The organism is Nitratireductor arenosus, assembly GCF_009742725.1.
Classification (GTDB): Bacteria; Pseudomonadota; Alphaproteobacteria; order Rhizobiales; family Rhizobiaceae; genus Mangrovimarina; species Mangrovimarina arenosa.
The window spans coordinates 1,360,269-1,372,325 of record NZ_WPHG01000001.1 but is presented as its reverse complement, the minus strand read 5'-3'; the positions used below and the strand labels follow the sequence as shown (position 1 = coordinate 1,372,325).

Genomic DNA, 12,057 nt, shown 5'->3' with positions numbered 1-12,057 from the left:
ACGCCGCCCCGAGCCATCGACAAAGGAAAAGCCGTTGCGTCATCGCGCTCAGAAACTGCCCTTGAGGCCGAAAAAGGCGACCAGGCCCTGGGTGTTGTAGCCGAGCACGTCCTCATACTCCTCGTCGAACAGGTTCTCGATACGGGCAAACCCCTCGACGGTTTCGTTGAAGCGGAAACTGCCGCCGACATTGACCACCGTATAGGGCTTCAGCCTCACACGGGAGGACGGAAAGGTCGAGAAGTCGAGATCGAACATCTCGCCATTGACGACGACTTCGCCGAAGACGCGGGCGCGGTTGTCGTAGAAACGATAGGCCGCGTTCAGCGAACCCGAATGTCTTGGCCGACGCACCTCCACCAGGCGCGGCCCGCCGGCAACCGTCTGCTCAGTGGCGTCGGTATAGGTATAGGTCGCGGTGGCGGTGAAGCCGTTGAAGAGATCGACCGTGGCGGCGACCTCGACGCCCTGGCGTTCGCTGCGGCCGTCGAGATTGACCGGCGTCGGCAAAGGCCCGTCATAGGCGGTGGCGATCTCGTTGGTGAGATCCTGGTTGAAATAGGTCAGGTCGACGATCAGCATGCCGCCGAAAAAGCCCTGCTCGACGCCGACATCCCAGCCGAAACTCTCTTCGGGCAACAGGCCCGGATTGCCGATGAACTGGGTCGGCAGATAACCGAACTGCTCGAAGAAGGTCGGATTGGTGACGCCGGTGCCCAACGAGGCATGCAGGCGGGTGTCGGTGCCGGGAATGCGCCAGGCGCCGCTGAGGCTGTAGGTGGTGGCGTCGCTGAAGGCGTCGTTGTCGTCGCGCCGCAGCGCGGCATTGACGGAAAACTGGTCGAGGAACTCGCCGCGATATTCGCCGACGAAGGAATTGGTGGAGCGGGCGAGCTTGTTGGCCAGATGCGAGGGCAGGAAGGTTTCCCGCTCCCACTCATAGCCGCCGGTGAGCCGGTGGCGCGCTTCCAGCAGGCTCGGCGTGTCGAATTCCCAGCTCGCCTGGTAAAGCCCGTTATAGCGGCCGCCCGAATTGGACGACGTCACCGCGCCGCCGGCGGAATATTCGCGGAACGTGTCGCTGCCGGTGAAGCGCAGGCGCTGGGTCAGCGCGCCGTCGAGCGCGACATGGGTCGCGCCGAGCGAGCCGAACAGTTCGCGGCTCGCGACCTGGTCGTCGGTGTCGAGCACCTGGCCATAGGTCGGGCTGCCCCAGACATAGTCCTGCGCGTCGAGGTCGCTCTTGCGGTCCACGTAACGCAGCGTGCCGTCGACGCTGAGCGCGGGCGTCAGATCGACGGTAAAACGACCGTTGAGCGTGGCATTGCGGTCGCCGTCGCGTTCGGTGCCGTAATCGGAGACGTTGAAGCCGCCGGTATTGCGCAACAGGCCCGACAGCGCCACGTCGTAGTTCTCGCCGCCGCCGCGCATCGACAGACCGCCGAGCCAGGTGCCGTCGGTGCCGGCCTCGGAGCGGATGGAGGTCGAAAAACCGTTGCGTTCGCCGCGCTTGGTGATGATGTTGATCACGCCGGCGGTGGCGTTGGAGCCCCAAAATGCGCTCTGCGGGCCGCGCAGCACCTCGATGCGCTCGATGTCGTCGACCAGAAGGCTGCCGAAATCGAACTCGCCCGAGGAGGTCTCGCTCATCTCGATGCCGTCGATCATCACCAGCACGTGGTTGCCCTCCGCGCCGCGCATGCGCAGCTGGGTCAGGCCGCCATAGGAACCGGTGCGCGACACGGCCACGCCCGGCACCATGCGCAGGGCGTCGGCAACATAACGCACCCGGTTTTCCTCCAGCGCCTCGCCCGAAATCACCGTATGGGCGCGGCCGGATTTCTCGGCCTCCACAGGCGTGCGCCCTTCGCTGATCAGCAACCGGTCGAGCTTGGTGATCTCGGTGTCGGCATCCGCCGGTTCCTCGGCCTGTGCGCCCGTCAGCCCGACGAACGCCAGCGTGCCGGCAACGATATATTTCCTGACCATACCTGTCCCTTGTGCGGTTGGTCGCGCAACGCGGCATGGCGTTGCGCGGCATCAATCAACCGCAGGCGGAGATCGGTCTTGGGCAAATCGGCAGACATAGGCGTCCTCACCCCTCGGCCGTTCCCGGCTGCGGCAACACTTCATCAAATGTCACCGCAACGGACGGCCGCGCCGGGACACACCCCGTGTCCTGGCATGGGTGACCGGTCCTGGCAGGTCTCCTGACTTCCGTCTCGTCGCCCGGGTCCGCCTTCCCGGCCGCGAACGGCCAGTGGCATCATGGAAGCGGGCTCAACGGTTACAGTTGCGGGGGCAGCCACGGATTTGGCCGGCATGCGGCCTCACCGTGTTCCCTTTTCATCCGCCCGAGGGCGGAACCAGTTCCGTGCGCGACCCTAGAGATATCAGCAAAAGCTTGTCAAGCGCATGCGCGGACAACTCCAGCGTGGTCCATCGGAAAGTTCTCCCTCATCGTTCCGTGCCAGAATAGGCCGGGAGGCGCGTCTCGATCGTGGCGCAGAGATCGAGCAGCGCCCGCTCCCTGCCCGGCTTGCCGACAACCTGGACGCCGAGCGGAATTCCGTTCGCATCGCGCCCGATCGGCAGTGTGACCACAGGCCACCCCAGCAAGGTGACCGGGACGGCGAAGCGGGTCAGTGCGTCGAAATAGAAGAGCGGACCGGCGGCGGTGTCGAAGCGCTGTGCGTAGTCGCGCACCCCGGCCCTGTCCGAGCTTGGATCGAGATGTCGGAACGCACACAGGCCGGTGACCGGCAGCACCAGCGCGTCGACGCCGTCAAAACGCGCGGCGGCCTCGCGCCGCGCTACGGCCATGCGCGCCAGATTGTCGGCATGGCGCGTGCCGTCCCTGCGATATCCGGTGTGAACGTGGGCGAGGAAACCTGGCGAGCGGCGCGCCGGGCTCCGGTCGCGCCGCAGCAGCCAGCGGATCGGCGCGGGAATCAGCGCACCGGTCTCGTAGCCCATGATCTCGCCGAACAGCCGGTAGCTCTCGGGCTTAAACAGCGGTCGCATCGGGTCGGGCTCGACCGTGACGCCCGTGGCGGCGAGCCGGGTGGAAAACCCGTCCCAGACCGTGCGTGCCGCTGCCTCCATCGGCGCGGGCCCATCCGGCGTCCACAGGCCGATCCGGTACGATCCCGACGTTTCTTTTCCGGCTTCGGCTCCGGCAAGACAGTCCCAGAGAAAGGCGAGATCGTCGACCCGCCGCGCGATCGGCCCTATCCGCGCGAAGTGCTGCAGGCGCTGTCCGCCGGGCAGCATGCCGTCGGCAGGCCAGCCGCCCTCCGTCGGGGTGAGCGAGGTCACGCCGCACCATGCCGCCGGCAGGCGAAGCGAGCCGGCAAGATCGGCGCCGATATCGAGAAGGCTCATGCCGCTCGCCACCGCCGCCGCGCCGCCGCCCGAGCTGCCGCCTGCGGTGAAGCGGGGATCGTGCGGATTGCTGGTACGGCCGCGACGGCGGTTGAACGTCTGGAAATCGAGCGCGTTGGGCGGCAACGCGGTCTTGCCGGTCACCTCGGCGCCGAGCCCGACCAGCCTGGCCACGATCGACGCGCTCGCCCGGTCCGCGCGCCGGCTGGGGCGCTCGAGCCCGAATGTCCGCGGCCACCCCTCTGCCGCGATCTGGTCCTTGACCGTGACGGGCAGACCGTTCAGCGGCCCTTTTGCCGCGCGGGGCGACTGTTCGCGACGGGCCTCGAAAGCGTTGACGACCGGTTCGACGTCTTCGCGTCGTGCGCGCAAGGCGCGGTAGAGGGTTTCGCGCGTCGTATCGTCGGCGAGCTCGGCGACGGTCTCGCGCAAAGGGCGGGTCAGGATTTCAGGTATGTCGACGGTCATGATCTTCTCCAACGGTCTGTTCGCCCCGTTGGATACGCCCCGCCGACCGGCCTAGGCTTTCCCGATCGTGCTTTTGTGGACGGGAAGGTGGACAAGCGCACTCAGCGCTGTGCCCGGTGCCTCGATCCGCGACGTCAGATAGGTTTCCACCATCCATCCGGGACGCAGCGTCAGGTTCAGCCGCCCCAGACCGACGCGCGCGGCGCGATGCCAAGTCAGGTGCAGCGTGTTCAGCGGCCCCTTATGGGGAAAGACTGCGTAGAGCCCGGCCTCGATCCGCGTCCGCCCCTCCGCCCAGGCCAGGCTGCGCTCGGTGTCGAAAAGCGCGCCGAAATGGGCGACGGCGCTCTGATCCTCGAAGGCGGCGGGGCCTTGGGCATAGCCGGCAGCGAAAGCCGCCTCGTCCTTGCCCAAGATGCGCGCCAGCTCGCCGAACGCGGCTCGTGTCGCAGCCAGGTCGGGAAAGTAGCGCCCGTCGATCATGCCGGTCGCCCGCCGCCAGCACAGCCATTGCTGCGGCATCTCCACCAGATCGCAGGCCATGGCGAACGATCGAGCCTCGACGGGTTTCAGGAAAGGACGCGGCGGCGCGCCGCACAGGGCCGGATCGAGCCCATCGCGGCGAAAGGCATCGGGCGTGATGCCGAAATGCGCCTTGAAGGCACGCGTCAGCGCCGCGTGGGTCTCGAACCCGCAATCGAGTGCGATGTCGAGAATGCGCGCGTCGGTTTGGCAGAGCGCGATCGCCGCGCGCTCGAGCCGCCTGCTTCGGAGATAGCCGGCGACCGTTTCCCCGGTGGCCTCCGCGAAGCGGCGCTGGAAATGATGCTGAGCCATTCCGCTATCCCTGGCGAGGTCGGCGATGCGGTGGCGGGCAGTCAGGTCACGCTCGATCGCCGCGCAGGCACGGGCGATATTGGTGGCAGTCCCGGCGAACCTTTCGGACGGAGCAGGCATCGCCCGTCACTACGGAAAAATCGTCGCCGATCAAAGCCCGTAAAGCGCGCGGCCGGCTCGGATGCCGGCCCCACCTTCGAGCGTGCGCCGGCCGCGGCGGGAAAATTTTCGAGAATGCCTGCTGCAGGACATAGCGTGTTCGTGATAGCCGTTCGGCCACATGTCATCATCATCCAGCGAAACCGAACGGGAGGTTCCCATGCAGCTCAACGTCTATCTGGCAGGTGAAATCCATACCGACTGGCGCGAGACGATCATGATGGCCTGCGAGGGTCTCGACATCGACTGGTTCGGACCCGTAACCGACCACGATGCCTCCGACGATTGCGGCGTGGAGATATTCGGCGCCGAAAGCGAGAAATTCTGGCACGACCGCAAGGGCGCGCTGCTCAACGCCATGCGCATCCGCACCGGCATCGAGCGCGCCGACGTGCTGGTGGTGTGTTTCGGCGAAAAATACCGGCAATGGAATGCGGCCTTCGACGCCGGCTATGCGGTCGCCCTGGGCAAACCGGTCATCGTTCTGCATCCGACGGAGTTCGACCACGCGCTGAAGGAGGTCGACGCCGCCGCCAACGCAGTCGCCCGCACCCCCGGCGAAGTGGCGCGCGCGCTGCGCTATCTGGTCACCGGCACCCTTTGAGGCAGGTTGCCGCCATTACCGGCAAAACGGCGTGCCCCGATCAAGACCGACCGCGCAGGCGCATGCACTCCGGATCGGAAGACGTCTCAACCGGGCGCGGCGCGACCGGCCGGAGCCGACAGCCGGGCAGCCAGTTCGGTCCGGTTGCGGACGCCGAAACGGTGACGGAGATTGGCCACGTGCTCCTTCACCGTGTTTTCGGAGATCGACATGGCGCGGGCGATCTCCTTGTTGCTGCGTCCCAGGCGCACCTGGCGCGCAACCTCGGCCGAGCGGGGCGGCAAGGCGGCTTCGACACTGTTTCTGGACTGCGCGTGTGGACCAAGTCCGCTTTCGGCGATCCGGTCCAGCGCAATCGAACTCGTGCGGCAGATGATGTCCATGCGTTCGCGCACAAGCTCGTTGGAGCGGCTGCCATGCCCAAGGCCGGCTGTGTACAAGATACCCGCCAGTTCGCCGTCGAGGCATAACGGACCGCATAGATTGCCGTCATAACCCCAGCGCCTGAGCAGCCTGAACATTTCGCTGTGGCGCCAATGGCGGTCGCCATAGATCGACATGCCGGTGGTCGCGACAGGCCGGTGATGCAGGCTTTCGATCAACGGATCGTTGGCACCCAGCCGCTCGGTATAGTCGTCGAGCATGCCGGGATCGACGTGGTGACTGTATTTGAGCACCGGCATCGACCCGTCGAGCAAATAGAAACCGAGCGTCGGCGAGCCGACAAGTCGGCTCACGGCACGCTGGCAGGCGAGCCCGAGTTCGCTCATCGAACCGCTGCAGGCGATCGACGCCACGCAGTCGGCCAGCACGGCCTCCGTTACGTGCGGAGCATGCATTCCTCCCGTCCTCCCGACTTCGGCCTCCTCGTCCGATCCGATCGTCCGAACCGCCCCTCCCAGGCCGGTCCCCCGGCTGGTCGCGCACAGGCTTTGACCAGTCGAGCATGTCATCATATCGCGTCGTGCCGCCGGCACCTACCCCTCCGGGCGCAGGGGTTGTCGCCTGGAGCAGGCCGCCAGCATGGTTGTCACATCGGGCGCCGGGCGTGACCGCATACGCAGCGACCAGCCGGCGATAGTTCGACGACAATCACGCGGCGGCGATCGGGTCTCCGCGCCACGGATTCCACAGGGAGCGCAGATCGATGAACGTCCACCCCAAGCAACGTGAATATCTCGAACGCGTCGACGAGATCCTGCCGCTCGTGGAGGAACGCGCCGGCGCGGCCGAAGCGCAGGGACACCTGACCGACGACGTCGTGGCCGCGATGCGCAGTTCCGGGCTCTACACGATGATGTATCCGGCCGCCGTCGGCGGCGGCGACGCGACGCTGGTCGAGATGATGCGCGTCGTCGAGCGCCTGTCGCACGCCCACGCCTCGGTCGGCTGGTGCACGATGGTCAACAACATGGAAGGCATGATGATGGCGGCCTTCATCGCCGACGAAGGCATCGCCACCGTGTTCGCCAACGGGCCGGACATCACGATCGCCGGCAACGGCGTGCCGCGCGGTTTCGCGCGTCCGGTCGACGGCGGCTACATGATCCGCGGACGCTGGGCCTATGGCAGTGGCATCCATCACGCCGAATGGATCCACACGGGCTGCTTCATCACCGACCAGGAGGGCAACATGGTGATGGGCGAGGACGGCCCGAAGATCATCATCACCCACCATCCCCGCGACACGATCAAGCTGCTCGGCAACTGGGACGTGCTCGGCCTGCGCGCCACCGGCAGCTACGACTACACCTTGCCGGACGGGCAGGAGGAACTGTTCGTGCCCGCCACGATGACCTATAATTTCGACGACACGGTGCCGCTGCGCGGCGGTCCGCAATGCGGTCTCGGCCTGGCCGGGCTCAGCGCGTTCGGCCACACGAGCTGGGCACTCGGCGTCGGCCGGCGCGTCCTCGACGAACTGGCCAAGGTGATCGTCGAGCGCACCGATCCGTTCGGCAAATCGGCCGACAGCCCGAGCTTCCGGTTCCAGTTCGCGCAGGCCGAAGCACGCTACCGCGCCGCACGCGCGCTCGCTTATGAGACGTGGCTCGCCATCGACGCGCGCGCCATGAAGGGCGAAGCCCAGCCGCTCGAGGCGGTGACGATGGCCAAATTGTGCCTGCGCCACCTGCACGACGTGATCTCCGACGTCGCCACTTTCGCCCATCGCGCCGCGCGTGGCGCCTCCCTGCACGCCACCCCGATGCAGCGCGTCTATCGCGACATCCACGCCGGCACCCAGCATATTCTGATGGCCGACCAGATCGTCGAGGAATGCGGGCGCGCCTTGCTCGGCTCAACCGGCGAGAACGCCGAGTGGACCGTCTTCGGCATCAAGGGATGACGCCCGACCTCCACCGCCCGCCGCATGGCCGACAGAGATCCGCCGGGAGAACGCCGATGAATGCCGAGCCCGCCCAGCGTGCGCCGCGGATCGTCGGCTTTTGCGGCACGACCTGGCGTCCGGCCCGCGCCCGCGCGCTGGTTGACGCCGTCGGCGGCGAATTACGGCGCGCGCACGGCCTGCACCCGGTCATCCACGATCTGGTCGATGTCGTGCCTGATTTGTGCTCGACACGGCCCGAGGGGATGGGGCCGCGCGGCCGCGCGCTTCTGGCCGAATTGCAGGCAGCCGACGGCATCGTCATCGGCTGCCCGGTGTTCCAGGGTTCCTTCCCGGGCCTGTTCAAGCACGTCTTCGACATGATCGCGCCGGGTGCGTTGCGCGACCGGCCGGTGCTCTTGACGGCGGTGGGCGGCGGCATGCGCCATTCGCTGATGGTGGAGCATCAGCTTCGCCCGCTGTTCGGCTTCTTCGAGGCCCGGACCGTGCCGACCGCCGTATATGCCTGCGCGGCCGAACTCGAGCCGGGCCGGCCGCTGCCGGCGCCGCTGACGGCGCGGATCGGCATCGCCGCGGAGCAGTTCGCCAGGCAGTTCGACCACCGCAGGGCTTCGGCCGCATGACAACAGGAAAACGAACCGCCATGAAAGACACCCATCTGCAGGGTTTTGCCCGCACGAGCCGGACGATCAACGGTATCCGGACCGAATTGCTGGAGATCGGCGACGGTCCGCCGCTGGTCTTCCTGCACGGAACCGGCACCTTCACCGGCTTCGAGATGGCGAGGCAATGGGCCGCCTCGCATCGGGTAATCATCCCGTTCCACCCGAATTTCGGACTGTCGGCCGACAGTCCCGACTATGACGGTATCGAGGACTACGTGCTGCATTATCTCGACCTGTTCGACAGCCTCGGACTCGGAGCGGTCGATCTGGTCGGCTTTTCACTCGGCGGCTGGATCGCGGCCGAACTCGCCCTGCGTCAGCCCGCACGTGTCTCCAGACTGGTGCTGGTGGCTCCGGCGGGGCTGGTCGACCCGCAGGCGCCGGCCCCGAACCTGTTCGCGTTCGAGTCACAGGAGGTGCCGGCCTATCTCGCCCACGACCCAACGCGGATCCTGCATTATCTTCCGGCCGGGCCGGACGCGGCGTTTGAGGCGGCGCTGGGACGCGAGATGGGCGCGGCGCAGCGGATTGCCGGCGGCAACATCCAGGGCAATCCCTTGCTTTCGCGCTGGCTGCACCGCCTGACGATGCCGGTCCTGCTGCTGTGGGGCGCCAAGGACCGGCTGCGTCCGACGGCGCAAGCGCAAAGCTGGGCCGACCGGCTGCCCGATGCCCGAACGCATCTGGTCGCCGAGACCGGCCATCTCGTTTTCGAGGAAACCCCCGAGGCGGCGCGGGTCGTCACCGATTTCCTGGGCGACTGAGCCTTTTCCAGAATCACGACACACAGCGGAGCAAGTCAGCACATGAGCTTTCCCACCGATACCATGCCCGCCGGCATCACCACCAAGGACGAGGCTACGGACGGCCTGGTGTGGAGCATTCTCGGCCAGACCTACACGCTCAAGCAGACCGCGGCGGATTCGATGGCCTGGCATGCCGTCTTTCCGTCGGGAACCTTCGTGCCGCCGCACGTGCACCCGACGCAGGACGAATTCGTCTATGTGCTTGGCGGCGTCTATACGATCTGGCTCGACGGCAAGGAGCAACAGGCACGGCCCGGCGACCTCGTGCGCATGCCGAGGGGTATCGCGCACGGCATTTTCAACAAGGGCGACGAAACCGCCACCAGCCTGTTCTGGGTGACGCCGCGGCGTTCCCTGCAGGAGCTGTTCGCGCGCATCCACAACGTTCCCGACCCGGCCGAGGTGGTGCGCATCGCCGCCGAGCACGAGGTCGACTTCCTGCCGCCACCGGCGGCGTAACTCTCCCGGCGGGCGTCGTCCGCCACGCAAGACGGCGCCCACGCGGCCGCGCGGATCCCGTCCGATCTCCACGCGCCGGACCGGCTCAAGGCGGTCGCCGGTGTCCATGAAATCGCCACGGGCAAGGTCGATTTCTTGTAGCGCTTTGCAAAAAAGTCTCCCTATCACGGCCGCGCGGCAACGAAGCGTCAACGTGATGCGGGTCGTCGTCCGGGGCGGGGTCCGTTCGCCCAAGCGAAGCTGATCCCGCCCGATTTTTCCGTGATCCGGCCATGACCCCGGTCCTAACTATGGATATCTGTCCCGACACCGCGGCCGACGGTGCGGCAAACAGGGTCGGAACGCTCCGGCGGCAATACCGTTATCGTCAGGCTTGGCAGCGGCAAGCAAGCCGCGCAAGATACCGTGTTTGCACGGGAGGAGACGAGGCGACGATGGCGCTCGCGATCTATCTCTTGCTTGCGGCGGTGCTTCTCGCCGGCACGCTGCTGCCTGTCCTGCCGGTTGCACACGGCCTTGTCCGCGTCGGCGATTTTCCGCGCCAGCAATATCTCGCGCTGGCGCTTGTGTTGCTAGCGGCCGCGCCGTTTGTCGCCGACTGGACGGCGATATGGCTCGGGGTGCTCGCCGTGCTGGCGGCGACCGCGTTCGTTCAGATTGCGCTGATCGCGGAATTCACGCCGCTTGCGCGCAAACAATCCTCTGGCTTCGACCCGCGTCAGGACGACGGAGACGCTTTCCGCCTCGTCGCCGCCAACGTCAAGATGTCGAACCGGCAGCGCGAGGCCATGCGTGCCGAACTGGCGCGCGCCGATCCCGACATCCTGGTGCTGATGGAAGTGGATGACGGTTGGGCCGAGACGCTGTCATCCCTGACCGGCCGGTATCCGCATGTCGTGTCGCGCCCGCAAAACAACAGCTACGGCATGATCGTCGCAAGCAAGCTGGAACTCGCCGACATCGTGGTCGACTGTTTGCTGACCGCGGACGTGCCGTCGGTGGTGACGACGGTTCGAACGAAGGCGGGCAGGCTTTTCCGGCTCTACGCCATTCATCCCGAGCCGCCTGTGCCGCACCGCGGCACCACGGGCCGCGACGGCGAAACCGCCCTCGTCGCGCTCAGGGCGAGGAAGGAGACGCGGCCTGTCGTCGTAACCGGCGACCTCAACGACGTCGCCTGGTCGAAGACGACCCGCCGCTTTCGCCGTCTCAGCCGCCTGCTCGACCCGCGTATCGGCCGATCCGTGTTTTCCACCTTCGACGCCCGCATTCCGTTGTTGCGCTGGCCTCTCGACCATTTGTTCCATTCCGCCGAGTTCCGGCTTGCCGGCATGCGGCGCCTGGCACCGTGCGGCTCCGACCATTTCCCGGTCGCGTTCGATCTGGTGCTGTGCTCCGAGCCCGACGCGGACAGCCACCCCCAACCGGCCGATGGCGACGACGTCGCACACGCGCGCGAATTGGTCGAATCCGCCCGCAAACGTGACGAAAAGCCGATCGGCGGCGACTGGGAGACCTGACGGCGCCGGATCAGCCGTACCAGGGCCCCTGAACGATTTCGGTCTCAACTCCCGCTTCGGCAACCTTGCCGGCGAAGGCCTGCGGATCGCTGCCCTTATAGTGGTACGGATAGGCGTAATCCGGCTTGAATTCGGCGACGGCCGAACTCGCCTGGTCGATATCCATCGTGAACGGCAAGTTCATCGGCACGAAGGCGACGTGGATATTCTCCAGCGCCCGCATTTCGGGGATATCCTCGGTGTCGCCGGCGATATAGACGCGGCGGCCGTCGATCGTCAGCACATAGCCGTTGTCGCGGCCCTCGGGATGGTATTTCAGCCGCTCCTCGGTGGTGTTGTAGGCCGGAATCGCGTCGACCGTGAGCGCGCCGATATCGGTGCTCTGGCCATTGCCGATGGCGGTGGCCCTGGACTTGAGATCGTCGGGCAGCATGTCGAAGACGGCCGGATTGGTGATCAGCCGGGTGCCGTCTGCGACCAGCGCCGCCAGCGTCTCGACATTGTAGTGGTCGCCGTGCTCGTGCGTGATCAGGATCAGGTCGGGGGCCGGCCGGCCCTGATAGGCCTCGGCTCCACCAACCGGATCGTTGTAGATCACCAGGCCCGGCACGGTCATGACAAAGGATGCGTGGGCGATGGGGTGGACGGTGATTTTTCCGCTATCGGTTTCATAGCTGTCACCGCTATCCTGGCCGCGGGCGTGAAACGGCACCAGTGTGGTCGCGCCGAACCCGACGAGGCCTGCGGCACCGAGCTTGAGAGTATCGCGTCGTGTGAAGGTCATTCCTTCCTCCGTTCGCTGAAGAAA

11 protein-coding genes and 1 riboswitch are annotated in these 12,057 nt (G+C 66.5%); of the genes, 6 read left to right on the top strand and 5 right to left on the bottom strand.

The window, feature by feature from the left end; translation table 11 throughout:
- Positions 1 to 48: 48 nt before the first annotated feature.
- The 3 genes from GN330_RS06565 to GN330_RS06555 form a co-directional block, all read right to left on the bottom strand.
- The gene (locus GN330_RS06565; RefSeq protein ID WP_156711802.1) at positions 49 to 1,989 is read right to left on the bottom strand and encodes a TonB-dependent receptor plug domain-containing protein; all 1,941 of its coding nucleotides are present in this window, start codon (positions 1,987 to 1,989) and stop codon (positions 49 to 51) included.
- A gap of 194 nt (positions 1,990 to 2,183) precedes the next feature.
- Positions 2,184 to 2,386, bottom strand: a riboswitch (cobalamin riboswitch).
- A 71-nt stretch (positions 2,387 to 2,457) separates the two neighbouring features.
- The gene (locus GN330_RS06560; protein WP_156711801.1) at positions 2,458 to 3,852 is read right to left on the bottom strand and encodes an amidase; all 1,395 of its coding nucleotides are present in this window, start codon (positions 3,850 to 3,852) and stop codon (positions 2,458 to 2,460) included.
- A 51-nt stretch (positions 3,853 to 3,903) separates the two neighbouring features.
- Positions 3,904 to 4,809, bottom strand: a complete 906-nt coding sequence (locus GN330_RS06555) for a helix-turn-helix domain-containing protein (RefSeq protein WP_156711800.1) — start codon at positions 4,807 to 4,809, stop codon at positions 3,904 to 3,906.
- Between the two features lie 199 nt (positions 4,810 to 5,008).
- Between GN330_RS06555 and GN330_RS06550 the strand changes: the two genes are divergently transcribed.
- A complete protein-coding gene (locus GN330_RS06550; protein WP_156711799.1) occupies positions 5,009 to 5,452 on the top strand; it encodes a YtoQ family protein in 444 nt (147 codons plus the stop codon).
- An 86-nt stretch (positions 5,453 to 5,538) separates the two neighbouring features.
- On the opposite strand, the gene GN330_RS06545 is transcribed toward GN330_RS06550, so the two are convergent.
- Positions 5,539 to 6,291, bottom strand: a complete 753-nt coding sequence (locus GN330_RS06545) for a helix-turn-helix transcriptional regulator (protein ID WP_246188514.1) — start codon at positions 6,289 to 6,291, stop codon at positions 5,539 to 5,541.
- Between the two features lie 308 nt (positions 6,292 to 6,599).
- On the opposite strand from GN330_RS06545, the gene GN330_RS06540 reads away from it, so the two are divergent.
- The 5 genes from GN330_RS06540 to GN330_RS06520 all read left to right on the top strand — a co-directional run bounded on the left by GN330_RS06540 (position 6,600) and on the right by GN330_RS06520 (position 11,249).
- On the top strand, positions 6,600 to 7,799 hold the full coding sequence (locus tag GN330_RS06540; RefSeq protein WP_156711797.1) for an acyl-CoA dehydrogenase family protein: 1,200 nt from the start codon (positions 6,600 to 6,602) through the stop codon (positions 7,797 to 7,799).
- Between the two features lie 56 nt (positions 7,800 to 7,855).
- Entirely contained in the window at positions 7,856 to 8,422 is a 567-nt protein-coding gene (locus tag GN330_RS06535; RefSeq protein ID WP_156711796.1) for an NAD(P)H-dependent oxidoreductase, read from the top strand.
- 20 nt (positions 8,423 to 8,442) lie between these two features.
- Positions 8,443 to 9,228: an alpha/beta fold hydrolase gene (locus GN330_RS06530; RefSeq protein WP_156711795.1), complete on the top strand. Its 786-nt coding sequence runs from the start codon at positions 8,443 to 8,445 to the stop codon at positions 9,226 to 9,228.
- A 42-nt stretch (positions 9,229 to 9,270) separates the two neighbouring features.
- A complete protein-coding gene (locus GN330_RS06525) occupies positions 9,271 to 9,729 on the top strand; it encodes a cupin domain-containing protein (protein ID WP_246188513.1) in 459 nt (152 codons plus the stop codon).
- Positions 9,730 to 10,163: 434 nt separating this feature from the next.
- Entirely contained in the window at positions 10,164 to 11,249 is a 1,086-nt protein-coding gene (locus GN330_RS06520; protein WP_197435054.1) for an endonuclease/exonuclease/phosphatase family protein, read from the top strand.
- Between the two features lie 10 nt (positions 11,250 to 11,259).
- Here the strand turns inward: GN330_RS06520 and GN330_RS06515 are convergent, their stop codons facing one another.
- Positions 11,260 to 12,033, bottom strand: coding sequence for an MBL fold metallo-hydrolase (locus GN330_RS06515; RefSeq protein WP_156711793.1), 774 nt, complete (start codon positions 12,031 to 12,033; stop codon positions 11,260 to 11,262).
- Positions 12,034 to 12,057 lie beyond the last annotated feature (24 nt).